The organism is Amycolatopsis sp. NPDC059235 (genome assembly GCF_042754125.1).
GTDB lineage: Bacteria > Actinomycetota > Actinomycetes > Mycobacteriales > Pseudonocardiaceae > Amycolatopsis > Amycolatopsis albidoflava.
On record NZ_JBHZAG010000005.1, the window covers coordinates 66,873 to 91,752 of the forward strand.

Annotated in this window: 22 protein-coding genes; 12 read left to right on the forward strand and 10 right to left on the reverse strand. The window is 69.7% G+C overall.

Features of this window, described 5'->3' with window-relative positions:
- Positions 1-4: 4 nt before the first annotated feature.
- Positions 5-1,537 carry a serine hydrolase domain-containing protein gene (locus ACFXI3_RS05035; protein WP_378398147.1) on the reverse strand — a complete coding sequence of 511 codons (1,533 nt, stop codon included), beginning with the start codon at positions 1,535-1,537 and terminating at the stop codon, positions 5-7.
- 117 nt (positions 1,538-1,654) lie between these two features.
- On the reverse strand, positions 1,655-3,025 hold the full coding sequence (locus tag ACFXI3_RS05040) for a PLP-dependent aminotransferase family protein (protein WP_378398148.1): 1,371 nt from the start codon (positions 3,023-3,025) through the stop codon (positions 1,655-1,657).
- A gap of 89 nt (positions 3,026-3,114) precedes the next feature.
- On the opposite strand from ACFXI3_RS05040, the gene ACFXI3_RS05045 reads away from it, so the two are divergent.
- On the forward strand, positions 3,115-3,789 hold the full coding sequence (locus ACFXI3_RS05045; protein WP_378398149.1) for a pyridoxamine 5'-phosphate oxidase family protein: 675 nt from the start codon (positions 3,115-3,117) through the stop codon (positions 3,787-3,789).
- Here the strand turns inward: ACFXI3_RS05045 and ACFXI3_RS05050 are convergent.
- Positions 3,761-5,212 (reverse strand): sensor histidine kinase, encoded by a 1,452-nt coding sequence (locus ACFXI3_RS05050; protein ID WP_378398150.1) that lies wholly within the window; start codon positions 5,210-5,212, stop codon positions 3,761-3,763. The two genes, ACFXI3_RS05045 and ACFXI3_RS05050, sit on opposite strands and share 29 nt — an antisense overlap.
- Positions 5,209-5,910, reverse strand: coding sequence for a response regulator transcription factor (locus ACFXI3_RS05055; protein WP_344285687.1), 702 nt, complete (start codon positions 5,908-5,910; stop codon positions 5,209-5,211). The genes ACFXI3_RS05050 and ACFXI3_RS05055 overlap by 4 nt, the downstream gene beginning before the upstream one ends.
- Positions 5,911-6,048: 138 nt before the next feature.
- On the opposite strand from ACFXI3_RS05055, the gene ACFXI3_RS05060 reads away from it, so the two are divergent.
- The 3 genes from ACFXI3_RS05060 to ACFXI3_RS05070 are packed head-to-tail and all read left to right on the forward strand — an operon-like array spanning position 6,049 to position 8,235.
- Positions 6,049-6,420, forward strand: coding sequence for a VOC family protein (locus ACFXI3_RS05060; RefSeq protein ID WP_344285685.1), 372 nt, complete (start codon positions 6,049-6,051; stop codon positions 6,418-6,420).
- On the forward strand, positions 6,417-7,238 hold the full coding sequence (locus ACFXI3_RS05065; RefSeq protein WP_378398151.1) for a class I SAM-dependent methyltransferase: 822 nt from the start codon (positions 6,417-6,419) through the stop codon (positions 7,236-7,238). Before ACFXI3_RS05060 ends, ACFXI3_RS05065 begins: the two co-directional genes overlap by 4 nt.
- Before the next feature lie 10 nt (positions 7,239-7,248).
- Positions 7,249-8,235 carry an asparaginase gene (locus tag ACFXI3_RS05070; protein WP_344285679.1) on the forward strand — a complete coding sequence of 329 codons (987 nt, stop codon included), beginning with the start codon at positions 7,249-7,251 and terminating at the stop codon, positions 8,233-8,235.
- On the opposite strand, the gene ACFXI3_RS05075 is transcribed toward ACFXI3_RS05070, so the two are convergent.
- The 3 genes from ACFXI3_RS05075 to ACFXI3_RS05085 all read right to left on the reverse strand — a co-directional run bounded on the left by ACFXI3_RS05075 (position 8,236) and on the right by ACFXI3_RS05085 (position 10,765).
- Entirely contained in the window at positions 8,236-8,715 is a 480-nt protein-coding gene (locus ACFXI3_RS05075; RefSeq protein WP_344285676.1) for a cysteine dioxygenase family protein, read from the reverse strand.
- Positions 8,716-8,990: 275 nt separating this feature from the next.
- A complete protein-coding gene (locus ACFXI3_RS05080) occupies positions 8,991-10,016 on the reverse strand; it encodes an NAD(P)H-dependent glycerol-3-phosphate dehydrogenase (RefSeq protein WP_378398152.1) in 1,026 nt (341 codons plus the stop codon).
- Positions 10,016-10,765 carry a lysophospholipid acyltransferase family protein gene (locus tag ACFXI3_RS05085; RefSeq protein WP_378398153.1) on the reverse strand — a complete coding sequence of 250 codons (750 nt, stop codon included), beginning with the start codon at positions 10,763-10,765 and terminating at the stop codon, positions 10,016-10,018. Before ACFXI3_RS05085 ends, ACFXI3_RS05080 begins: the two co-directional genes overlap by 1 nt.
- A 116-nt stretch (positions 10,766-10,881) precedes the next feature.
- Here ACFXI3_RS05085 and cofC point away from each other — a divergent pair, with 116 nt between their 5' ends.
- The 3 genes from cofC to ACFXI3_RS05100 are packed head-to-tail and all read left to right on the forward strand — an operon-like array spanning position 10,882 to position 14,940.
- Positions 10,882-11,514: a 2-phospho-L-lactate guanylyltransferase gene (gene cofC, locus ACFXI3_RS05090; RefSeq protein ID WP_378398154.1), complete on the forward strand. Its 633-nt coding sequence runs from the start codon at positions 10,882-10,884 to the stop codon at positions 11,512-11,514.
- A 55-nt stretch (positions 11,515-11,569) separates the two neighbouring features.
- Positions 11,570-13,996, forward strand: a complete 2,427-nt coding sequence (locus ACFXI3_RS05095) for an RNA degradosome polyphosphate kinase (RefSeq protein ID WP_378398156.1) — start codon at positions 11,570-11,572, stop codon at positions 13,994-13,996.
- On the forward strand, positions 13,993-14,940 hold the full coding sequence (locus ACFXI3_RS05100) for an NUDIX domain-containing protein (protein ID WP_378398157.1): 948 nt from the start codon (positions 13,993-13,995) through the stop codon (positions 14,938-14,940). The genes ACFXI3_RS05095 and ACFXI3_RS05100 overlap by 4 nt, the downstream gene beginning before the upstream one ends.
- Positions 14,941-15,635: 695 nt before the next feature.
- Here ACFXI3_RS05100 and ACFXI3_RS05105 read toward each other — a convergent pair.
- The 3 genes from ACFXI3_RS05105 to leuC form a co-directional block, all read right to left on the reverse strand.
- The gene (locus ACFXI3_RS05105; RefSeq protein WP_344285659.1) at positions 15,636-16,274 is read right to left on the reverse strand and encodes an HU family DNA-binding protein; all 639 of its coding nucleotides are present in this window, start codon (positions 16,272-16,274) and stop codon (positions 15,636-15,638) included.
- A 242-nt stretch (positions 16,275-16,516) separates the two neighbouring features.
- Entirely contained in the window at positions 16,517-17,119 is a 603-nt protein-coding gene (leuD, locus tag ACFXI3_RS05110; RefSeq protein WP_344285657.1) for a 3-isopropylmalate dehydratase small subunit, read from the reverse strand.
- 23 nt (positions 17,120-17,142) lie between these two features.
- Entirely contained in the window at positions 17,143-18,567 is a 1,425-nt protein-coding gene (leuC, locus tag ACFXI3_RS05115) for a 3-isopropylmalate dehydratase large subunit (RefSeq protein WP_378398158.1), read from the reverse strand.
- Between the two features lie 145 nt (positions 18,568-18,712).
- Between leuC and ACFXI3_RS05120 the strand changes: the two genes are divergently transcribed.
- The 5 genes from ACFXI3_RS05120 (at position 18,713) to ACFXI3_RS05140 (ending at position 24,820) form a co-directional block, all read left to right on the forward strand.
- Positions 18,713-19,414 (forward strand): IclR family transcriptional regulator, encoded by a 702-nt coding sequence (locus tag ACFXI3_RS05120; RefSeq protein ID WP_009074079.1) that lies wholly within the window; start codon positions 18,713-18,715, stop codon positions 19,412-19,414.
- A 956-nt stretch (positions 19,415-20,370) separates the two neighbouring features.
- The gene (locus ACFXI3_RS05125) at positions 20,371-20,994 is read left to right on the forward strand and encodes an HU family DNA-binding protein (protein ID WP_116206583.1); all 624 of its coding nucleotides are present in this window, start codon (positions 20,371-20,373) and stop codon (positions 20,992-20,994) included.
- A 780-nt stretch (positions 20,995-21,774) separates the two neighbouring features.
- Entirely contained in the window at positions 21,775-23,001 is a 1,227-nt protein-coding gene (locus ACFXI3_RS05130) for a glycine betaine/L-proline ABC transporter ATP-binding protein (protein ID WP_378398160.1), read from the forward strand.
- Positions 22,994-23,878, forward strand: coding sequence for a proline/glycine betaine ABC transporter permease (locus tag ACFXI3_RS05135; RefSeq protein ID WP_344285646.1), 885 nt, complete (start codon positions 22,994-22,996; stop codon positions 23,876-23,878). The genes ACFXI3_RS05130 and ACFXI3_RS05135 overlap by 8 nt, the downstream gene beginning before the upstream one ends.
- A gap of 33 nt (positions 23,879-23,911) precedes the next feature.
- A complete protein-coding gene (locus ACFXI3_RS05140; protein WP_344285643.1) occupies positions 23,912-24,820 on the forward strand; it encodes a glycine betaine ABC transporter substrate-binding protein in 909 nt (302 codons plus the stop codon).
- The last annotated feature ends 60 nt before the right edge of the window (positions 24,821-24,880 follow it).

The window sequence follows — 24,880 nt, forward strand, 5'->3', positions numbered from 1 at the left end:
CCGGTCACCGTACCGGGTGAGCATCGCCAACAGCGCGTGCCGGGGGTGTCTGCGCTGGTCGCGAGGGTCGAGCCGCTGGTCGGCGAGTCCGCGAGGAAGCCAGCGCGAACCACACCACTCCTCGTACCGCGAGGAACGCCATCCCGGCCAGCACGAGGACGGTGAAGTCCGGCAGCGTCTGGAACGCCACGTCCACCGGCAGCCAGCCGCCGTAGCTGAGCATGCCGACACCGACGAACACCGCCGCGTACAGCGCTGCTGCCGCCACCAGATGTCCGACCAGGGGGCGCACCGCTACCCGGCCGAAACCCTTGTCCCGCAAGAGTTCCGGCAGATTCCGGGCGCGCCGGAGCTGTCGGCGGGTCGCCAAAACCATCGCGACGAGGACCAGGAGGGCGAGGCCGTCGATGATGCCGTAGGTCAGCAGGAAACCGTTGCCGATTTCCGGAGCCGGTGCGCCCGCGAGCATCGCGAGCGTGTGGTGGAACGGCGCGCCGTTGTCCAGCAGGACCGGATTGCGCGAGGTCAGCACCGCCAGGCCGACGTGACGGTCCGGCAGATATCCCAGGTTGGCGTGGTAGCGGGTCAGGTCGCCGTCGTGCTGGACGACCGGCTGGCCGTTGAGGGTGCCGGTGCCCCAGCCGAATCCGTAGTGGTCGATGCCGTCGATCGCGTGGTCTTCACCGGTGGGGACCGCCGCGCTGTGCATGAGCCGCAGGCTTTCGGCGGACAGCGGCCGGGCACCGCGGTAGGCACCGGTCATCTGGAAGGTCAGGTAGTGGCTGAGGTCCTCGGCGGTGGAAACCAGGTAGCCGTCCGGCCGGGCACCGGTGAAATCCGGCGTTTCCATCGGCACGTTCAGCCCGAACAGCACCGACGAGCCCTCGATCAAACCCTCTCGGCGGGCGTCGGCGAGATTGGTGAAGGTCCGGTGCATGCCAAGCGGAGCGAGGACATGCGCCTTGAGGTAGTCGGCGTAGCTCTGGCCGGAGACCTGCTCGACCATCAGGCCCAGCGTCGCGTAGTTCTTGTTGCAGTAGTGGAAAGTCGTGCCGGGCCGGGACACCGGGACGACATCGGCGAGTGCTCGGACACGCTGCTCCAGCGTGGTTTCCGGCTCGTAGAGGTCGACAGTGCCCGCATCGGTCGGCAGGCCGCTGGTCTGGTTCAGCAACTGCCGCACGGTGATCGGGTTGTTCTCTCCGGCGGTGCGGAACCACGGCAGGTAGGCGGTGATCGGGGTGTCCAGGCCGACCTTGCCCGCTTCGACGAGCTGCATGACGGCCGTGGCGGTGAACGATTTGCTCAGCGAGCCAAGGAGAAACGGCGACTGCGGGGTCACGTCGGAGCCGACCGCGCCGGTCGTCACGGTGCCGTCCGGGGAGACCAACGCGTAGGACGACGGCGGCCCTCCGGCCAGTTCTTCCCGCAGGTGCGCTACTGCCGTGTCTGGTGTTTGTGCCGAGGCTGGTGCGGCGAACATCGCCAACGTCACGGCCGCGATCGCTGCCGCCGCCCACCGAATCCGCCGAGTCATCCCGCGCTCCTCCGTGCTCCGAACTGATCGGCAAAAGCCTCGCCGAGCAGCGGATCCGGCACCATGAAGCTGACCGGCGGACCGGAGGTAGGGCTGGCCCCCGGACTCGGCTCCAGCTCAGCGGAGAAGATCGACCAAGGTCGGCACCGCGGCCATCAACGCCTCCCGCGAGCACCCCGCGTACCCCAGCGCGATGCCGTGCATCGTGGGCGTCCCGGCGAAATGGCGCGCCAATCCGTCGAGCCGGACCGAATGCTTTTCCGCCGCGGCGATCAACTGCGCCTCCGCCTCGGCGCTTTCCGTCGGCACCACCAGATGCGCGCCGGCGTCGTCGCCGACGAACGGGATCCCGGCGTTCGACAGCGCGGCCACCAGCACCGTCCGGCGTTCGGCCATTTCGCGGCGCAGCTTCCGCAGGTGCCGTCCCAAATCGCCGGTGCGCGCCAGCTCGACCAGCACCCGCTGCCCCGCCGGAGACGGACGCGTGCCGGTGAGATCTCGGTACGCCAGAACGGAGTCCGCGACCGCGGCGGGCGCGACGAGCCAGCCCGCGCCGAGCGTCGGGGTGAGGATTTTGCTGGTGGTCCCGAGGTGCACGACGACATCCGGGGCGAGCGCGGCCAGCATCGGGAGCGGGGCGACGTCGAAGCGCAACTCGCCGTCGTAGTCGTCCTCGATGACCAGCATGCCTTCCGCGCGAGCGCGTTCCACGAGCTGTACGCGCCGGGCCGCGCTCATCCGGCTGCCCATCGGGTACTGATGCGCGGGCGAGCAGTAAACCGCGCGCGCACCGGCGGGAATCGCATCCGGGCGCAGGCCTTCCTCATCCACCGGCACACCCACGACGGTGAGCCCGGCCTGCCGGAACGCTTGCACCGCACGCTGATAGCCCGGTTCCTCGAAGGCAACGACCGCGCCTCGACGCAACACCGCAGCGGCAAGCTCCACGACAGCCGCGGTGGTACCGCCGGTCGCCAGCACCGAGCCCGCCGCCAGACCGCGGTGGCGCAGCAGGTGTTCCGACACAGTCGCGCGATATTCCGGCAGCCCGGCGCGATGCGCGCGCGTGAGCGGCTCAGGGTCGGCGGCTGCGCGCCACGCCCGCCGCCACGCCGCACGGTCAAGTCCGCCAGCCCACGGCGCGCCCGGCGTGAGGTCGAGCACCGGGCTCGATTCCGGCTCGGCGAGGAGCGAACCGGGCACCGTGACGGACGCCGCGGCGCGAGTCGGCGGAGTAGTCACGTAGGTGCCGGAGCCGTGCCGTCCGGCGATCCAGCCCTCCGCGTGGAGTTGCTCGTACGCAGCGGAAGTGACCGTGCGCGAGACACCGAGCCGTTCGGCCAGCGCACGCGTGGACGGCAGCCGGTCTCCGCCGCGGAGGTGTCCGCCTGCTGCGGCTTCGCGCAGCGCGTCGGCCAGTTGCACGGCCAGCGGAGTGGCCGCGTCGCGGTCGAGGCTCACCAGCAGGGCGGTGTCGGCGTAGGACACGACGGACCTCCGTTACAGAGAAGTGGACTTCTCAAGTGTAGAAGAAGTGGACATTCAACGTAGCCACTTGCCCGCCGCACACTGAACGCATGAGCAGCCTTTCGCCCACCGAACGCACCACGCTCGGCCGCAAACGCCACCGCGCCGCCAGCGAGCGCGCCGCGCTGCACGCCGTGCTCGACGAGGCGCTGATCTGCCACCTCGGCGTGGTCCGCGACGGCGTCCCGCTGGTGCTGCCCACCGGATACGGCCGCGACGGCGACACCCTGTACTTGCATGGTTCCACGGGCGCGGCCAGTCTGCGAGCCGCCGCCGGGGAAACGGACGTTTGCGTGACGGTGACCCTGCTCGACGGGATCGTCTATTGCCGCTCCGTGAACAACCACTCGGTCAACTACCGAAGCGCGGTAATCCTCGGCAAGGCCCGGTTGGTGACCGACCCCGAGGAGAAGATGCGCGGCCTGCACGTGCTCACCGACCACCTCTCCCCCGGCTCGTGGGAGCACGCGCGCGCGGTGAACAAGAAGGAATTCGCGGCGGTTTCGGTCATCGCGCTCGATCTGGCCGAGGCGTCGGTGAAGCTCCGCGCCGAAGGGCCGGACGACGAGCCTGAGGACGTCACCGCGAACGCCGCTTGGGCCGGAGTGCTGCCCGTGCGCACTGTGTTCGGCGAACCCGAACCCTCCGCCGACCTGCCAGCAGGCTGGGCCGTGCCCGACCACGTCGCCGCGCGCGTCACGAAGACAGCGGCAACCGCACGGTAAACACCGTCCGCCCGGGACGGCTGTCCAGCGAAACCGTCCCGCCGTGCTCCACCACCAGCGAATGCACCACCGACAACCCCAGCCCGGTCCCGCCGGCGGCCCGGGTCCTGGAGTTGTCGACGCGATAGAACCGGTCGAAAATCCGCTGCTGGTCCTCCGGCGAAATCCCCGGCCCGGCATCGGTGACGGTGGCGACCGCCATTCCGTCCGCCGCGGTCACCGCCAGCTCCACCGGAGTTCCCTCGCCCGTGTGCACGGCCGCGTTCGCGAGCAAATTGTCCAGAACCTGCCGCACCCGCGCCGGATCCGCGTGCAGCACCACCGGTTCCTCCGGAATCGACACCGTCAGCGGACACCCCGGACGACCGGCCCGGAACGCGTCCGCGGCCGCCGCGGCGACCTCGGTGAGATCCATTCGCCGCGGACGCACCGGCGGTTCCGCGTCCCGCGCGTCAAGACGGGCGAGCAGCAGCAAATCGTCCACCAGCACGCTCATCCGCGCGGTCTCGGCCCGGATCTTCTCCAGGTGCGCCTCGCGCTCCTCCGGCTCATTCGCGGCGGCGTAACGGAAAAGATCGGCATAGCCGCGGATCGACGTCAACGGCGTCCGCAGTTCATGCGAAGCATCCGCGACAAACCGGCGCAGCCGATCGTTCGCCTCCGTCCGAGCGGCCAGCGAAGACTCGATGTGGCTCAACATCAAGTTGAACGCCGTCCGCAACTCCTCCACCTCCGCGCCACCGCCAGTGCCGGACGCGCGCACCGGCAAATCCGCGGTCGCGGTGAGGTCGTGCGAAGCGATGTCGTGCGCGGTACCGGCCATGTCGGACAACGGCCGCAATCCACGCCGCAGCACCACTCGACCGGCGACAACGAGAATCGCCAGCGCGATCAGGAACGCGATCACTTCGATCAACATCAGCTGCTGCACGGTGTTGTCGAGGTCAGCCTGCGGCGCGGCGCTCAGCAGCACGGTGCCGGTCCCGTTCTGCGAAGTCTCCACCGGACAGGCCCGCACGCGGTAAGAACCCTGGCCCGGCAAGGCGATCGTGCGGAACTGGTCGCCGCCGGTCGCCTCTTCGGCGACCTGCGCCAGCGGCCGGACGTCGTTCGGCAGCGTGCTGCCCGGCTGCGGGACGGCATGCCCTTCCCGGACGTCGAAAACCGCCGAATACCAGGAGTAGACGACTTCCGGATTGTCCTTCGATTCGCGCAGATGCGGCACCTGCGCGACCTGGCTGGTCTTGAGCTGCTCGTCGAGGCGCCGGTTGAGATAGTCGTGCATCAGCTCGACGGTCAGCGCGCCGACGATCGCGAACACCACCAGCGACAGCGCACCCAGCCCGAACGCCAGCCGCGTGCCCAGCCTCGAGGCGCGCCAAGCCCGGTACCACCGGCGAGCCCAGCGCCCGATCCGGTTCACCGCTCCGCCTGTCGCACGGAATACCCGACGCCGCGCACGGTGTGGATCAACGGTTCGGCCTCGGCGTCGAGCTTGCGCCGCAGCCGCGAGATCGCGAGTTCGACCACATTGGACCGCCCGCCGAAGTCGTACTCCCACACGTGATCGAGAATCTGCGCCTTCGTGAGCACCGCCGGCGAGCGCCGCATCAGGTAACGCAACAGTTCGTACTCAGTCGGCGTCAGTTCGGCGAGCTGACCACCACGGCGGACTTCGTGCGTTTCCTCGTCCAGCGTGAGATCGCCCACCTGCAACGCGACCGTGCGAGTGTCCGGCTTTTCGGACGTCCGCCGCAGCACCGCGCGCAGCCGCGCCATCAGCTCCTCGACGGAGAACGGCTTGACGAGGTAATCGTCACCCCCGCGGGTGAGGCCGGCGATGCGGTCGGCGGTCGCGTCCTTCGCGGTCAGGAAAACCACCGGGACCTCGTTGTGCTTCTCGCGCAGCTTGTCGAGCACGGTGAACCCGTCGAAATCAGGCAGCATGAGGTCGAGCACGACGATGTCGGGAGCGAACTCCGCGGCGCGCGCGAGCGCGTCGGCGCCGCACCCGGCCGTCACGGCCTGCCAGCCCTCGTAACGGGCGACGGTCGCGACCAGGTCGGCGATGTGCGGCTCGTCGTCCACGACGAGCAGCCGCACCGGGTTCGGGTTCTCCACCCCGCCATCCTCCGCGACGTTCGCGCGGGCGCGCGAGCCGAAGGCCCGGCTGACAGCGACTCGACAGGAAACCTGTCGCGCGCATCGGGCATTCCGGGCAGACTCCGGACCGGAATCCACCCCGATCCGAGGAGCCCGATGACTTCCGTAGTGGACAACATCACCGTTGACTGCGCCGACCCGTGGAAGCTGGCCCAGTTCTGGACCCAGGTGACCGGCCGCCCGGTCGGCGAGGACGACAAACCGGGCGAGGAGGAGATCGGCATCACGCTGGACTCCGGCGTCACGCTGTTGTTCATCGCGGTGCCGGAGCCCAAGACGACCAAGAACCGGCTGCACCTGTGCCTGACGCCGGACGTGCCCCGCGAAGAGGAGGTGGACCGGTTGCTCAAGCTGGGCGCGACGCTGCATTCCGATCACCGTCGCGAGGACGGCAGCGGCTGGGCTGTCCTGCGGGATCCAGAGGGCAACGAGTTCTGTGTCCTGCGCAGCGCGGCGGAGAAGGCGTGACCGATTCGTTCGAGATCAACCGCGCCAACTGGGACGACCGGGCGCCGATCCACGCGCGCTCGGCGTACTACGAGTTCGACAAGTTCAAGGCCGATCCCGCGCACCTGAGCCAGATCGTGCTCTTCGACCAGCCGCGCCTAGGCGACGTTTCCGGGCTGCGCGCCGTGCACCTGCAGTGCCACATCGGCACGGACACGCTGTCGCTGCACCGGCTCGGCGCCAAGGTCTCTGGTCTGGACCTTTCCCCGGCGTCGCTCGCCGAGGCGCGCAAGCTCGCGGACGCCACCGGCGCGGACATCGACTACCACGAGGCGAACGTCTACGACGCGGTGAAAGTGTTCGGCGAGAACGCGTTCGACCTGGTGTACACCGGAATCGGCGCGCTCTGCTGGCTGCCGAAGATCGCGCCGTGGGCGGAGGTCGTCGCGCGCTTGCTGCGGCCGGGCGGACGGCTTTTCCTGCGCGAAGGTCACCCGATGCTGTGGACGCTCGACGAGGAATCCGAACGCGCGTGGCCGAAATACGACTACTTCGAGCACGAAGAGCCGCTCGTGTTCAGCGACGACACCACTTACGTCGACACGGACGAACCGGTGCGCGAAACGACCACGCACAGCTGGAACCATTCGCTCGGCGAGATCGTCACCGCGCTGCTCGACCAGGGCCTGATCCTGACCGGGCTGACCGAGCACGACACCGCGGCGTGGAACGCGCTGCCGAACGAGATGGAAGAGGCCGGGGGCGGCGAATGGCGGCTGCGCGACAACCCGCGCCGGATCGCCGCGAGCTACACCCTGCAGGCGCGACGTCCCGCATAGAGTGCGGGGCATGACTCGCATCGCCGTCGCCGCGCTCGGCGGCACCATCTCGATGGCTCCCGGACGTTCGATCGAAGACGGCGTCGTGCCGCGACTGAGCGCCGAGGACCTGCTGGGAGACCTCGGTTCCCGGCTGCCGATGGAGGTCACCGCCGCGACGCTCGCCGGGGTCTCGAGTTCGTCGATGGACTACGCGACGCTCGCCCGGACGCGGCAGTGGGGCATCGAGCAGATCGAGGCGGGCGCGGACGGTCTCGTGGTGGTGCAGGGCACGGACACGCTGGAGGAAACGGCGTACCTGTTCGACCTCACGTGGCCGTCCGACGCGCCGGTGGTGATCACCGGCGCGATGCGGAATCCGAGCCTGCCCAGCCCGGACGGACAGGCCAACATCCTCGCCGCGCTCACCGTCGCCGCCGATCCGCGCAGCCGCGGCCGGGGCGCGCTGGTCGCGTTCAACGACGACGTGCACGCGGCGCGGTGGGTGCGGAAGACGCATTCCAGCCACGTCGAAACGTTCTCGTCGCGGCCCGCGGGCCCGCTCGGCATGGTCGCCGAGGGAGCGGTGCACTACTTCCACCCGTCGCCGCCGCGCCTGCCGGTGCTGCCGGGAGCCGAGCATGTCGATCTCGTTCCGCTGCTGGAATCAGGTCTCGACGATTCGGGCGAACTGCTTTCGCTGGTGCTCAAGGGAGGCGCGCGCGGCGTGGTGGTCGCCGCCAACGGCGTCGGACATGTGTCGACCTCGACGGCGGACGTGATCGCGGCGGCGGAAGTGCCGGTCGTCGTCGCGTCCAGGACCGGCGCGGGCCCGACTTTCCGCAGCACGTACGGGTTTCACGGGTCCGAATCGAGCCTGATCCGGATGGGCGCGACGATGGCAGGCTGGCTGTGCCCGCGGAAATCGCGGATCCTGCTGCAGGTTCTGCTGGCCGCGGGCGTCGGCCGGGAGGAGATCGAACGGCAGTTCAGGCTGCGCGGAGACCTCGACCGCTGATCACGCCCGGGACGGGCCGTCCACCGGATTCGCCTGGTACGACCGCATCTGCCGGCCGCCCTGGCGGTAGACGTGCACGCTGATCGCCGGGTCCGGGCCGTCGTTGCGCACCTCGTGCACGTAGCCCGGCCCGAACACCCGCGACTGCCCGGCGCTCAATCCGTGCACCTCGGTCACCGCGCGCCCGCCCGGGGCACGCCGCGCGACGGTTTCGGTCAGCCGCCCGGACACGACGGTGAACGCGCCGGTCGCGAAGGCGTGGTCGTGCAGGTCGGTGTACTGGCCGGGAAGCCAGCTGAGCAGCCAGATCTCCTGGTCCTCAGTGCGTTCGACCAGCGCGGAGAACCGCTCGTCGGGGTCGTAGCGCAGCAGGCTGCCCCAGCGTTCCCGGTCGGCGGCCACGTCGACGGCGACGCGGACCGGGTGGCGCAGGGCGGGGTTCTCGGGACGCAGCAGGGTGTTGTCCGGAACGGCGAACATGAAAGAAAGTCCTCACGGGAAGAAAGAGCGGGTGTCGAGCTGGGCCGGGCTGGGTTCACCGACAACAGCGACACGACATGCCCATGACGGGGCGGAGGTCGGCAGACCCCGGCCGCATCGTCATCTGGCACGTCAGCATGCCGCACAGAGAACCAGCCCCGGACCGCCCGGTCAACCCGTCTCACCCCCTGGACCGCGCCTGGTGAGGGCGGGTTCACACCTCGGACCTCGTGAGTGGCGACGCCGGTTCTCACCGGCGCGAGCACTCACGAGGCTCAGCTCCACTCCGGCTTCCGCGACCGCCCGAGCAGCTCCGCGCCCGCCTGCCGCGGGTCGACGCCCTCGTGGCACACCCGGAACATCGCGTCCGTGATCGGCATGTCGACCCCGGCCCGCTGGGCTAGTTCGCGGATCGACGAGCACGACGCGACACCCTCCGCGACCTGCCCGCCGGCCGCCGCCTGAGCTTCGGCCAGCGTCTCGCCGCGGCCGAGCCGTTCGCCGAAGGTGCGGTTGCGCGACAACGGCGACGAGCACGTCGCCACCAGGTCGCCGAGCCCGGCGAGCCCGGCGAAGGTCAGCGGGTCCGCGCCGAGTTTCGCGCCGAGCCGCGCCATTTCGGCGAGACCGCGCGTGATGAGCGTCGCCGTCGTGTTCGCGCCGAGGCCCATTCCGGCGGCCATCCCGCAGCTGAGCGCGATCACGTTCTTGCACGCGCCGCCCAGCTCGCAGCCCACCACGTCGGTGTTGGTGTAGGGCCGGAAATACTGGTTCGACGTCGCCTGCTGCACCGCTTTCGCCCGCTCGTGATCGGCGCACGCGACCACCGCGGCGGCAGGCTGCCCGTCGGCGATCTCGCGAGCCAGGTTCGGCCCGGACACCACCACGATCTCGCCCGGATCGACGCGCGCGAGTTCGGCGATCACCTCGCTCATCCGCTTGAGCGTGCCCAGTTCCACGCCCTTGGCCAGGCTGACCAGGATCGCTTCCGGCGGCAGCAGCGGCTGCCAGCCGGTGAGGTTCGCGCGCAGGCTCTGGCTCGGCACCCCGACCATCACCGCCTGCGCGCCGTCCAAAGCCGCGGCGGCGTCGGCAGTCGCGGTTATCCGCTCCGGCAACGACGTTCCCGGCAGATACGACTCGTTGGTGTGCCGCTCCCGGATCTCCTCCGCGACGCTTTCCCGGCGCGCCCACATCGTCACGTCCCGGCCCGCGTCGCCGAGCACCTTCGCGAACGCGGTGCCCCACGAACCCGCGCCGAGCACGGTGACCCGTTGCACGTCGGCGGCGAAACCCGCCATCAGGCACCGCCCTCCGGCTTCTCGGTCTCCGCCTTGGTTTCCGAAACAGCGTCCGTTTCCGGCTTCTTCACCGGCGGTTCCTCCTGCCGGATCTCCACCAGCAGGCGGGTCACCTCGTCCATCAGCACCGCGGTGACCTCGCGCAGCATCGAGGCGCTGCGCGGGTTCCCGCCCCGGTACGCGGACAGGTCGATCGGGTCGCCGACCAGGTGCGTCACCGTCTTGCGCGGAAACGGCGTGAACTTCTTGGTGTAGCCGTTGAAGATCTTGTTCGTGCCCCAGCGCGCGATCGGGATCACCGGCACGTCGTTCTGCAGCGCCAGCCGCGCCGCGCCGCTGTAGGCCTCCTTCGGCCAGCCCAGCGGGTCCTTCGTGATGGTGCCCTCGGGGTAGATCACGATGACCTTGCCCTCCTCGAGCGCCTGGTGCGCGGCCTTGAGGCTGTCGCCGGCCGCGCTCGACCCGCGCGCCACCGGGATCTGCCCGGACCCGGTCACGATCCGGCCGAAGACCGGCACGTCCTTCAGGCTCGCCTTGAGGAAAAACCGCGGCACCCGCTTCTGCCGGTGCACGAACACCGCGTCGACCGCCGGGTCCAGGTGCGAGATGTGGTTCATCACCAGGATCGCGGGCCCTTGCCGGGGGATTTTCTCCGCGCCGAGGTACACCCGCTTGCCGATCGCGGTCAGCGGGTAGAACGCGGCGGCGGCCAGCCCCACCCAGAATCCGCCCTTCTCACGCCGTGCCACAGTTCTCCTCCTCGGGTCGCCTCTGCTCCGGGTGATCCTGCCGCCCGCCGGTTCGCGCAGTCCAGGGAGGGTGCGCTCATGCACGCGTCCGGCGGGTTTCGGGTAAAGATGGACAGGTGGACGCAGACCTGGTCATGCCGCTGAAACCGCCGCGCACGGGCAAGTCCCGGCTGCGCGGGGCGGTCGCCGAGCACCGGCACTCGGAGCTGGTGCTGGCGCTGGCCTGCGACACCCTGGCCGCGGTCACGTCGGTCGCCGGGGTCCGGCGCGTGCTCGTCGTCACCGCCGATCCGGCCGCGCTGTCCGAATTGGCCGGTCTCGGCGTCGAACTGGTCGCCGAGCCCGCGGGCGGCGGGCTCAACGAAGCGCTGCGCCATGGTGCGGAGCTGCTGCGCGCGGACGCGCCGGACGGAGTAGTCGGCGCGCTCCAAGCGGATCTTCCGGCGTTGCGCGCGGTGGATCTGGAGCAGGCGCTGACCGAAGCCGCCGGCCGCCGCGCGGTGGTGTTCGACCGGCAGGGCACCGGGACCACGCTGTTGCTGTCCGCTCCGGGGAAACCTCTCGACCCGCGGTTCGGCGCCGGCTCCGCGCAACTGCATCGCGCGTCCGGTGCGATTCCGCTCACCCAAGCGCTGCCTTCGCTGCGCAGCGACGTCGACACCGAAGATGATCTCCGCCACGCCGCGAAGCTGGGTCTCGGGAAGCGCACGGCAGCATTGCTCCCGGCCGAACGGGCGCAATTGCGCTGACGTGTTCACTCGACCTTCATCGCGGCCTGCGCAAACCGCGGCTTCGTAGTGAACAATGGGCAGCGTGAGCACAGAAGACGGCAGCACTCCGGCCCGGCGGCGCGTGAAAAGCGGCAGCAGCGCGACCCCCTCGTCCCCGGCACCGCGCTCCGCGGGCAGGAAGACGACCTCGCGCGGGAACGCCGACTCCGCCGCAGCCCGTCAGGCGAAACCCAAGGCGGCTCCGGCGGAAGACACCGCCAAACCGGCCAAGCGCAAGACCGCCGCGTCGAGCGCGCTGCGCACCACGGCGAAGAAGCCCTCCGCGCCGCCCGCCGTCTCCAAGGCCGCCGTGCGGCCGCGCCGGACCACGACCGAGAGCGGCGAGGAATTCCGCTCCGTTCCGTCGGCCCCGCCCGCCGTCACGTCCGCGCCCACCGCCGTCGAGTCGCTTCCCGACGACCGTTATTTCAACCGCGAGCTGTCCTGGCTCGACTTCAACGCCCGCGTGCTCGCGCTGGCCGAGGACGAATCGCAGCCGCTGCTCGAACGAGCGAAGTTCCTCGCCATTTTCGCGTCCAATTTGGACGAGTTCTACATGGTCCGGGTCGCCGGGCTGAAACGGCGCGACGGCACCGGCCTGTCGGTGCGCAGCGCGGACGGGCTCACGCCGCGCGAACAGCTGGACTACATCGCCAAGCGCAACCAGGACCTGGTCGAGCGGCACACCGCCGCGTTCAAGGAGCACCTGCGCCCGCAACTGGCCGAGCAGGACATCCGGATCGTCGGCTGGGCCGACCTGTCCGGGGCCGAGCAGCTCCGGCTGTCGAGCTACTTCTCCGAGCAGATCTTCCCGGTGCTCACGCCGCTCGCGGTCGACCCGGCCCACCCGTTCCCGTACATCTCGGGGCTGTCGCTCAACCTCGCCGTCACGGTGCGGGATCCGCAAGGCGGGCTCGAACGGTTCGCGCGGGTGAAGGTGCCGAGCAACGTGCCGCGGCTGATGCGCGTGGAAACCGAACGCGGCAGCCGGACCGCGACCTTCCTGCCGCTCGAGGAACTGATCTCCGCGCACCTGAGCGATCTGTTCACCGGCATGGAGGTGACCGAGCACCACGTCTTCCGCGTCACCCGCAACGCCGACTTCGAGGTCGAGGAAGACCGCGACGAGGACCTCTTGCAGGCGCTGGAACGCGAGCTGGCGCAGCGCCGGTTCGGCCCGCCGGTGCGGCTCGAAGTCGCGCAGGACATGAGCGAGCACATGCTCGAACTGCTGCTGCGCGAGCTGGAAGTCGACCCCGAGGACGTCGTCGAGGTGCCCGGGCTGCTCGACCTCACCTGCCTGTTCCAGCTGTCCGCGGTCGATCGCAAGGAGTTGAAGGACCGGCCGTTCGTGCCCGCGACGCATCCGGCGTTCGGCGAACGCGAGACGCCCAAGAGCGTTTTCGCGACGCTGCGCGAGGGCGACGTCCTGGTGCACCACCCGTACGATTCGTTCTCCACGAGCGTGCAGCGGTTCATCGAACAGGCCGCGGCCGATTCGAAGGTGCTGGCGATCAAGCAGACGCTGTACCGGACGTCCGGCGATTCGCCGATCGTGGACGCGCTGATCGACGCCGCCGAGGCGGGCAAGCAGGTCGTGGCGCTGGTGGAGATCAAGGCGCGGTTCGACGAGCAGGCCAACATCACCTGGGCGCGCACGCTGGAACGCGCGGGCGTGCACGTGGTGTACGGCTTGGTGGGCCTCAAAACGCACTGCAAGGTGTCGATGGTGGTGCGGCAGGAGGGTTCGACCATCCGCCGCTACTGCCACATCGGCACCGGCAACTACAACCCGAAGACCGCGCGGCTGTACGAAGACCTCGGCCTGCTCACCGCGGACCCGAGCATCGGCGCGGACATCACGGACCTGTTCAACGTCCTCACCGGCTACTCGCGCCAGGACACCTACCGCACGATCCTCACGTCGCCGCACGGCATCCGGCGCGGCATCGTGCGCGCGATCGGCGAGGAGATCGAACTCGCGCGCGCCGGGCTCGACGCGGGCATCCGGATCAAGTGCAACTCGCTCGTGGACGAGCAGGTGATCGACGCGCTGTACCACGCGTCACAGGCCGGGGTTCCGGTCGACGTGGTGGTGCGCGGGATCTGCTCGCTGAAGCCGGGCGTCGAAGGCTTGAGCGAGAACATCCGCGTCCGCTCGATCCTCGGCCGGTTCCTGGAACACTCGCGGGTGTTCAACTTCCGCGCGGGCGGCACGCACTGGATCGGCAGCGCGGACATGATGCACCGCAACCTCGACCGCCGGATCGAGGCGCTGGTGCGGGTCAAGGACCCGCGGCTGACGCGGCAGCTGGACGACGTGTTCGATTCGGCGCTCGACCCGCACACGCGCTGCTGGGTGCTCAGTTCCTCGGGCGAATGGCAGCCGTTCCCGGCCGCCGGTTCGCAGGTGCGCGATCACCAGCTCGAACTCGCGAAGCGGCACGGGGCCGTCGGATGAGCGTGGACGTCCGGGCCGCCGGCGCGGTGCTCTGGCGCCGCGCCGAGGGCGGGTTCGAGGTCGCCCTCGTGCACCGGCCCCGCTACGACGATTGGTCGCTGCCGAAGGGAAAGGTCGACCCCGGCGAGACGATCGCGGCCACCGCGGTGCGCGAGATCGCCGAGGAGACCGGATTCCGCGCGGTGCTGGGCCGCTACGTCGCGCAGACGAGGTACGAGGTCCCCGCGAAGAACAACGGACGGCTGCTGCGCAAGAGCGTCGACTACTTCAGCGGCGAAGCCGTTTCCGGGGCCTTCGAGCCCAACGAAGAGGTCGACGAACTGCGCTGGCTGGACCCGGTCACCGCCGAGCAGTTGCTCACGCGACCGGCGGATGTCCGGGTGCTGCGCGAGTTCTGCGCCCTCCCGCCCGCGCCGACGACGGTGTTGCTGGTGCGCCACGCCAAGGCCGGCAAACGCGAGGACTGGACCGGCGACGACGACCTCCGCCCGCTGTCGGAAGCCGGCCAGCGCCAAGCGGCCGCGCTGCGGGACCTGCTGCCGCTGTTCGGCCCCGACCGGGTGTTCTCCGCGCCGCGGCTGCGGTGCGTGCAGACCGTCGGCGGAGTCGCGGACGCACTCGGCGTCGAGGTGGCGCACGAGCCGCTGCTGTCGGAGGAGGGCTACTGGCCCGACCCGCTGCTGGGAATCCGCCGCCTGCTGGCGATCGCGGCCGAGGGAGGCACTCCCGTCATCAGCAGCCAGGGCGGCGTGATCCCGGACCTGGTGAGCGCTCTGGCGGACCGGGACGGCCTGGAGCTGCCCGCCGCCCGCGACGGAGTGGTGCCGAGCAAGAAGGGCTCGCTGTGGGTCCTGTCGTTCCATCCCGGCGACGACGGACCGGTTCTGGTGGGCGCGGATTATTACCCGAGTCCTCTTCCCGCTCCGGTGCCTTCGGCGAGCTGATCTTTTCGCGGGCCCGGCGTCGCTTCGGCCGCGCCGGGCCCTTCTCGTAAGCGCGACCGCCCGCCATTCGCCGGGCCGCGGATTCTATAGAGACCGTATTGCTGAGCGACGCTCAGGACTTATCCCCGGTCCCGGCATAAGCGACGTCCGAGACAGCCGCCGAGGGGTTTAATTACCCCCGGCGGGGATTTATCTCCGGGCGTCGGATTAGCCAATCCGATTGCCTTCCCGCCTGGTTCGGCAGCGGCCGGGACCGCGTGGAACTGTTGTCTTATCAGCAATCCGACGGGTTCTTTTCACGGGCTTCGCAGCTCTCCGACCTCGGGAAACGCTGTCTTTCCGCTGCCGCAACGGCATCGGTCCCCACTGCCGCGCCACCCCCTGCGGTACAGCGAATTCTCGGGTCTCCGCACGCTTGCCCAGCCGGGCAATCCGGCAGCCGCGACAGCTCCGCGCCCCGCTGGCTCCGCCTGCTCCCCCGCCCGCCAACCCCGAGCCGCCGCACCCCGACCGGGTCCCCGAAACCCCAGCCCCACAACACCTCAGCCGCCCCCGCCTCCTCCTCGCAACTCCCCCGCGAAGCCCTTCCCGCCACACCGTTTCACCCGATCAAGCCCCGCCAGCCCCCGAAAACGCGGCAGGGCCCCGACCTCACCCGAGGTCGGGGCCCTGCCGCGAAGCAACGAATACCGAGGCTACTTCTTCTTGGCCGCCGAAGTCCGCTTCGCCGGGGCCTTCTTGGCCGCGGCCGTGGTCTTCGCCGCCGCGGTGGTCTTCGCGGCCGGCTTGGCGGCTGCCTTCGCCCGCGTGGTGGTGGCCTTCGGGGCCGCCTTCGCCCGCGTCGTGGTCGACTTCGCGGCCGTCGCGCGCGTCGTCGTCTTGGCGGCGGCGGCCTTGGCGGGAGCCTTGGCCGCGGTGGCGCGGGTGCGCGTGGCGGCGGGCTTCGCCGCCGTGGCACGGGTGCTGCGCGTGGCGGTCGTCGACGCGGCACGGGTGGTCGTGGCGCGCGCGGTGGTGCCGGTGGCGCGCTTCGCAGCCGTGGCCTTCGGCAGCTTCTTCGAACCGGAAATGACGTCCTTGAACGTGGTGCCCGCGCGGAACGCCGGAACGTTCGTCTTCTTCACTCGCACGGTTTCGCCGGTGCGCGGGTTCCGCGCGGTGCGGGCGGCCCGAGCGCGCTTCTCGAACACCCCGAAGCCGGTGATGTTCACCTTTTCGCCCTTGTTGACCGTCCGGATGATGATGTCGACGAGACCGTCGACGGCCTCCGAAGCAACCTTTTTGTCGCCCAGACGCTCCGACAGCGCCTCGATCAGCTGGGCCTTGTTGGCCATTCCAGTCCCTCCAAGAAGAACTCTTCGTCCACGGCCAGGTCGGCCGACTAACGCACACGGTATTACCAAGACAGCACAAATTCCAAACGGCACGCGAAATTTTCCCTTGCGGCGGGAACGGTTCCGCCCTCCCGAAGGACCCGATTCCGGTCTTGGGAGGTGCCGTTTGGCGCGGGCGAAGAGCGGGTCCGCCGGGGCCGGATTCCCTTTCTGAGCAGGGAATCCGGCCCCGGCGGAGCGGATCAGGAGGTGGCGGCGGGAAGCGTCGCGGGCTTCCAGGAAGGCCGCTGGGACTCGAACGCGTCGATGTCCCCCGCGTGGCGCAGAGTCAGGGCGATGTCGTCGAGTCCTTCGAGCAGCCGCCAGCGGACGTAGTCGTCGATCTGGAACGGCGCGGTGAAGTCCTTGGCCCGCACGGTCTTGGCTTCGAGGTCCACCGACACCTCGGTGCCGGGCTCGTTCTCCAGCAGCTTCCAGAGCAGTTCGACATCCGACTGCTCGCACTGCGCGGCGACGAGGCCGCCCTTGCCGGAGTTGCCGCGGAAGATGTCGGCGAAGCGGGACGAGATGACGACCCGGAAGCCGTAGTCCATCAACGCCCACACGGCGTGCTCGCGCGACGAACCGGTGCCGAAGTCCGGTCCCGCGACGAGCACGGACCCGCCGGAGAACGGTTCCTGATTGAGGATGAAGTCGTCCTGGGCGCGCCAGGCGGCGAACAGCCCGTCCTCGAATCCGGTGCGGGTCACGCGCTTGAGGTAGACGGCCGGGATGATCTGGTCAGTGTCCACGTTGGACCTGCGCAGCGGGACCCCGATCCCGGTGTGCTGGGTGAACGGTTCCATGGTGGGAGCTCCTCTCGGGGAAGTCAGGCGGGCAGGTCGGCGGGCGAGGACAGCGTCCCGCGCACGGCGGTGGCGGCGGCCACGAGCGGCGAGACGAGGTGCGTGCGCCCGCCCTTGCCCTGCCGTCCCTCGAAGTTGCGGTTGGAGGTGGACGCGCTGCGCTCGCCGGGGGCGAGCTGGTCCGGGTTCATCCCGAGACACATGGAGCAGCCCGCCTGCCGCCATTCGGCTCCCGCCTCGGAGAAGATCTTGTCCAGGCCTTCCTCCTCGGCGGTCTTGCGCACCCGCATCGAACCGGGCACCACGAGCATCCGGACCGAATCGGCCACCTTCCGCCCGCGCAGCACCTCCGCCGCGGCGCGCAGGTCCTCGATCCGGCCGTTGGTGCAGGAGCCGAGGAAGACCGTGTCCACCGCGATCTCGCGCAGCGGGGTGCCCGGCTCCAGATCCATATAGGACAGCGCCTTCTCGGCGGCGAAGCGCGCGTTCTCGTCGGCGATCGCGGCCGGGTCCGGCACCGAATCGCCCAGCGGCAGGCCCTGTCCGGGGTTGGTGCCCCACGTCACGAACGGCGTCAGCTGGTCCGCGTCGAGGTGGACTTCGGCGTCGAATTCCGCGCCCTCGTCGGTGCGCAGCTCGCGCCAGTTCGCGACGGCGGCGTCCCAGTCCTCGCCCTTCGGCGCGTGCGGACGGCCCTTCAGGTAGGCGAAGGTCGTTTCGTCCGGCGCGATCATGCCGGCGCGCGCGCCCGCCTCGATCGACATGTTGCAGATGGTCATCCGGGCTTCCATCGACAGCTCTTCGATGGCCTTGCCGCGGTACTCCAGGACGTAGCCCTGACCGCCGCCGGTGCCGATTTTGGCGATCACCGCGAGGATCACGTCCTTCGCGGTGACGCCCGGCTGCAGCGAGCCGTCGACGTTGATCGCCATCGTCTTGAACGGCCGCAGCGGCAGCGTCTGAGTGGCGAGCACGTGCTCGACCTCGGAAGTGCCGATGCCGAACGCCATCGCGCCGAACGCGCCGTGCGTCGAGGTGTGACTGTCGCCGCACACCACCGTGGTGCCGGGCTGGGTCAGCCCGAGCTGCGGCCCGATCACGTGCACGATGCCCTGTTCGGCGTCGCCCATCGGGTGCAGCCGGACGCCGAACTCCTTGCAGTTGCGGCGAAGCGTGTCGACCTGGGTGCGGGACACCGGGTCGGCGATCGGGAGGTCGATGTCCACCGTGGGGACGTTGTGGTCCTCGGTGGCGATGGTGAGGTCGGGGCGGCGCACCGGCCGCCCGGCCAGCCGCAGTCCGTCGAACGCCTGCGGGCTGGTCACTTCGTGCACCAGGTGGAGGTCGATGTAGAGCAGATCCGGTTCGGCGCCTTCGCCTCGGCGCACGAGGTGGCTGTCCCACACCTTCTCCGCCAGCGTACGAGCCTTGCCGGTGGGGCTGGTCATCTCCGGCTCCTTCCTCGGGATCGGCCGGGAGCACGGAACCCGGACGGTGCCGGTGAGGAGGGGGCAGCCGCGGCTGTCCGCGGCTCCGGGTTTCGTTTTTCCCAGATTCTGGACTTCCCACAGTGCGGGAAGATAGTATCGCGTCGTGGGACAGCATAGCGGTATCGGAGTACTGGACAAAGCCGTGGCCGTGCTGCAGGCGGTCGCCGAGGACCCGTGCGGGCTGGCGGAACTCTGCACGCGCACCGGGCTTCCTCGCGCGACCGCGCACCGGCTCGCGGTCGGGCTCGAAGTGCATCGCCTGTTGCGGCGAGGGCCGGACGGGCGCTGGCGGCCGGGCACGGCGCTCGCCGAACTCGCGGGCGGGTCGACCGACCCGTTGCTCGACGCGGCGAGTTCGGTGCTGCCGAAGCTTCGCGACATCACCGGCGAAAGCGTTCAGCTTTACCGGCGCGACGGCGTGCAGCGCGTGTGCGTTTCGACCGCGGAACCGCCGAGCGGTTTGCGCGACACGGTTCCGATCGGTTCGCGCCTGCCGATGACGGCGGGCTCGGGCGCGAAGGTCCTTGCCGCGTGGTCGGATCCGCACACGCAGCGGACCATCCTCGCCGACGCGGTTTACGGCGAACGCACTCTGCTCGAAGTACGCCGCCGCGGCTGGGCGCAAAGCGTCGCCGAACGCGAGCCGGGCGTCGCGAGCGTTTCGGCCCCGGTGCGCGATTCCTCCGGCACCGTCGTGGCCGCGGTGTCGGTCTCCGGACCGATCGAACGCATAGGGCGTAAGCCCGGCGCCCGGTGGGCGGCCGACCTCCTCGCCGCCGCCGACGCGCTTCAGGAACGCCTCTGACGCCCCGCTCCCACCGCGCCCAACCTCAGGCCGCCTCTCCGCCGTCCCGGCGGGAGGCGGCCTTTTTTCGCACCGCGATCCGCACTCGACGCGGCGAACGCACTCCGCCCGACGCACACCCCGGTCGTCTCCCAAGCACCGCCGAACGCGGTGTCGCGAACGTTTCCGCTCCCCGTGCGCGATTCCCCCGGCGCACTCTTGGCCTCCGGCCGATCAAAAGCACCGGCCGCAAACCAGGCACCCGACCTCCTCGCCGCCGACGCGGTCCAGCAACGCCTCCGACGCCCCGGCCTAATCACCACCCCGGCGGGAGGCGATCCTTTCGCACAAACGATCCTCACCCGACACGGCGAACCCGCTCCGCCCGAAACACGCCACCGCCGTCCCCCGCAACGCCGCCGAACCCGGCACCGCGCACGTTTCCGCCCCCGGCACGCGATTCCCCGGCACACCCGCCGACGCCTTTAGCCGCCGGCCCGATCGAACCCATCCGCCGCAAACCCGGCGCGCGATCGGCGGCCGCCCGCTGCCCGCCGACCCGCTCCGCGAAGCCCCAACGCCCCGCTCCCGTCACGCCCCAACCCCGGTCCGCGTCTCCGCCACGCCCGTGGGGGGCAGTCTTTTTCGCGCGGTTTTCGATCGTCCTCAGTAGACCGTCCGGCCGCTTCGCGGGTCGTCCGAGCGGCCGCGCGCGACTCCGCCGTCGCAGCCCAAGAAAAGACAAAACCGCAGGACAGCGGGTGTCTACATGCGACTTTGCCGACGCCGCAAGCACTCTCGCGGGTCTTCCGGCCAGTGAAAGAATCCGGACCCGCGAGCCTCGCGAGGGTCGCCGGCAATCCGGACGCGGCAACGAAAAAGGCAGGTCCCGATTGGACTTGCGAAGTCTATGGGTGATAATGACTGCGTTCGGCCTGTATGGCCGTATAAAACAAGTTCTGGTTGGAGGAACTGGAATGGCCAACAAGGCCCAGCTGATCGAAGCTCTGTCGGAGCGCATCGGCGACAAGAAGGCAGCCGCGGAAGCCGTCGACGGTCTCGTCGACATCATCATCCGCACCGTCCACAAGGGCGAAAAGGTCACCATCACCGGCTTCGGTGTCTTCGAGAAGCGCGCGCGTGCCGCCCGCACCGCTCGCAACCCGCGCACCGGCGAAGCCGTGCGGGTCAAGAAGACCAACGTTCCGGCGTTCCGCGCGGGCACCACGTTCAAGGACGTCATCTCCGGCTCGAAGAAGCTGCCGAAGGCGACTGCCGTGAAGCGTGCGACCGCCAGCACCGCGAAGGCGACCGCGACCCGCGCCACGGCGACGACCACCACTCGCGCCAAGGCCGCCGCCGCCAAGCCGGCCGCCACCCGCACCCGCGCCACCGCGGCCAAGGCTCCCGCCAAGGCCACCGCCGCGAAGGCCACCACCACCCGCGCCAAGGCGACCGCCACCAAGGCCACCGCGGCCAAGGCGGCTCCGAAGGCCACCACCACGCGGGCGAAGGCCGCCGCCAAGCCGGCCGCCAAGAAGACCACGGCGACCGCGAAGAAGGCTCCGGCCAAGCGCACCTCGGCCGCGAAGAAGAAGTAACTCCGGCTTTCCGGAAGCAGACGACAAGCCCCGCCCGGCTTCTCCCCGGGCGGGGTTTGTCGCGTCTCTGCCCTTTTTTCCCGCCCTGAAGGCACTCCCGGCAGCCGGGTCGCCGAACCCGGCCGCCCGCACGCGTGAGCGCCGCCGGTTTCGAAGCGGCAGAAGAGCGTTGCGGCGGCCGCTCTCAAGATCCGTTGGCACGCTTGCCCGTCCGGGTCGCGAAGCCGCACTCAGTACCTTGAGCCGGGCCTGAAGCCCCCTCCGCTGTCCCGGCCGCGGGCATTGTCCCCGCCGGACCAGATCCGCGCAGCGCGAAGGAAAACGAGAAAAGCCCGCGGCGTTTTCCCGATCACACCGGCCATCTCGCGCGCGCCTCCAGTCGATCACCTGTTCCCCCAAGCAACTGCGAACGTCCGCTCGAGGCGGTCTCCGGGGTTTCCTTGCTGTGCTTGGTTCGCCACCAAGCGTGGCCGTCGGGTGTCCGCGATCACCCAGGCCACGCAAGGTCCACAACAGACTTTCGGGTTGTTATGCGAACGTGACAACCACACGCTGTGGCAACCCGTAATCCAGTCGGGCGAACGGGCGAATCCGGACTGGTTTCGCCAGCGCACACCGTCTTTTCCCCGCTGCCGCGGCGGTGTCTCGCCGGCGGGCGCGCCGCGCCGGCGAAAGTGGGTGCCGGGCCACGAAAACCGGCCGTCATCGGTGAACCGGTCGCGCGATCGGCTCCGATCAGTGTTGGTCTATGCAATCATGTCGCCCGGCAAAGGACCCCGAATGCGAGAACATGAGACGACTGTGCCGATAGTTCGTGTGGAGAAGCTGTACAAAGTGTTCGGCCGCCGGGCGGAAGAGGCGGTCGGCAAGCTGGAGAACGGCGCCGATCGCGCCGAATTGGAGCTGCCCGGCGTGACCGCGGCGGTGATCGACGCCTCCTTCACCGTGGAGCGCGGCGAGATTTTCGTGGTGATGGGACTGTCCGGTTCGGGCAAGTCGACCCTGCTGCGCACGCTGAACGGATTGCTCCCGGCCACTTCCGGCCGGGTTCTGGTGGACGACATCGACCTCACCGACAAGTCCGCCGCGGAGGTGCGCGAACTGCGCCAGCGGCGGATGAGCATGGTGTTCCAGCACTTCGCGCTGTTCCCGCACCGCACGGTGGCGGAGAACGTCGCCTACGGGCTGAGCGTGCAGAACGCGCCCCGCGAGCGGCAGCGCGAACGCACCGCCGAAGCGCTCGAGATGGTCGGGCTCACCGGATGGGAGGACCGGTTGCCCGGTCAGCTGTCCGGCGGGATGCGCCAGCGCGTCGGCCTCGCCCGCGCGCTGGCCGCGGACACCGAGATCCTGCTGATGGACGAGGCGTTCAGCGCGCTGGACCCGTTGATCCGCAAGGAGATGCAGGACCAGCTCCTGATCCTGCAGCGGCAGCTGGGCAAGACGATCGTGTTCATCACGCACGACCTCAACGAGGCGATGCGCCTCGGCGACCGGATCGCGATGATGCGCGACGGCCGGATCGTGCAGGTGTCGACCGCGCAGGAAATGCTCACCGAACCGGCCGACGACTACGTCGCGAAGTTCGTGCGCGACGTCGACCGCAGCCGGGTGCTCACCGCGGCCGCGGTGATGCGGCCCGCGGAAATCTCGTTCACCCCGGCGACAACGCCCGCCGAAGCGCTGGAAACGATGCGCCGGAACGAACTCGCCGGCGTGCTGGTGACCGAGGACGGCAAGTTCGCCGGCGCGGTCGACCGGCGCGCGGTGAGCGAAGCCGCGGACCAGGGCACGGAAACGATCGCCGGAATCGTCGACCGTTCCGCCGCGCGCACCGCTCCGGAAACGCAGATGGCCGACCTGTTCGGCCACGCCGCGTCCGCGCCCGCGCCGCTCGCGGTCGTCGACGCCGAGGGCGCGCTGCTCGGCATGGTGACCCGCGAGGCGCTGCTGAACGCGCTGAGCACAGGAGAAAACGACGACCAGGAGGTGAACGCCCGTGTCTGACAACGTCCTCGTCGGCGACCTGCCGCAGATTCCCGTCGGCACCTGGTTCAAGGCGATCATCGACTGGCTGCAGGGCAACATCGGCCCGTTCTTCGATTTCGTCGACAAAATCGTCAACGGCGCGGTCACCGGGCTCGCCTCCGGGCTGACCTGGCTTCCGTGGCCGGTGCTGGTCGTGGTGTTCGCCGGGCTCGGCTGGTGGCTGCGCGGCTGGAAGTTCGGCCTCGGCTCGGCGATCGGGTTCGCGCTCATCGACAGCCTGCGCGAATTCCCGTCCGCGATGCAGACGCTGTCGCAGGTGCTGATTTCCGGCGTGGTCGCGGTGGCGATCGCGGTGCCGGTCGGGATCGCGGCCGCGCGCAACGAAACGGTGAGCCGGATCGTGAAGCCGATCCTGGACTTCATGCAGACGCTGCCCGCGTTCGTCTACCTGATCCCGGTCATTTTCTTCTTCTCGATCGGCCCGGTGCCGGGCGTGGTGGCGACCGTCGTGTTCTCGCTGCCGCCGGGCGTGCGGCTGACCGAACTCGGCATCCGCCAGGTCGACCCGGAAATGGTCGAGGCGGGCGAGGCGTTCGGCTCGCCGCCGCGGCGGATCCTGCGGGAGATCCAGATCCCGCTCGCGATGCCGTCGATCATGGCGGGCATCAACCAGATCATCATGCTGTCGCTGTCCATGGTCGTGATCTCCGGCATGGTCGGCGCGCCCGGGCTCGGCGCCGAGGTGTACGCGGCGGTCACGAGCCTGAAGCTGGACCTGGGTTTCAACGCCGGTCTCGGCGTCGTCGTGCTGGCCATCTACCTCGACCGGCTCACTTCCTCGCTGGGGGCGCGCTCCGCGGTGGGCCGCGCCCTTCGCCGGGCCGACGCGGCCTGATCCACCTCCACCGCAACGAGAAAGGACGAACGAGTGCGCACTTCGAAACGGCTCAGCCGGATCTTCGCCGTGGGCGCCGCCGTGACGGCCCTGGTCGGCCTCACCGCGGCGTGCGGCGGCCGGGAGTCCCAGTCGGGCAACAGCCAGGAAGCCAAGAGCGTCACCATCGGCTACATCAACTGGGACGAGGACGTCGCCCTCACCAACCTGTACCAGGCGGTGCTGGAGGAAAAGGGCTACAAGGTCAAGACGCAGATGCTCGACGTCGGCCCGATCTACGCGGGCCTCGCGAAGGGCGACGTCGACCTGTTCCTCGACTCGTGGCTGCCCGCGACGCACAAGCAGTACTGGGACCAGTACAAGGACAAGCTCGAAGACCTCGGCGTCTGGTACGACAACGCGACCCTCAACCTCGCGGTGCCGGACTACGTGAACGACGTCAACAGCATCGCCGACCTCAAGGACAAGGCGAGCATGTTCGGCGGCAAGATCACCGGCATCGAGGCGAGCGCGGGCGAGACCGGCATCGTGCAGAAGGACGCGATCCCGCAGTACGGCCTCGACGGCGCGATGACCCTGCAGAACTCGTCGACCACCGCGATGCTGGCCGCGCTCGACAGCTCGATCAAGGCGAAGAAGCCGATCGTCGTGACGCTGTGGCACCCGCACTGGGCGTACTCGCGCTACCAGCTCAAGGATCTCAAGGACCCGAAGGGCGCCATGGGCAAGGGCGAGCAGATCCACGCGCTGGGCCGCAAGGGCTTCGACAAGGACTTCCCGGCGCTCGCCGGCGTGGCCAAGAAGCTGAAGATGTCGGACGAGGACCTCGGTTCGCTCGAGGACGCGATCCAGAAGGCCCCGAAGGGCCAGGAAAAGACCGCCGCCAAGCAGTGGGCGGATCAGCACAAGCAGTTCGTGGACCAGGCTTTCGCCGGTCTCTGAGCCAGCTCTGGACGACCCCGCCTCCCGTTCTCCGGGACGGCGGGGTCGTTTCTTTTTCAA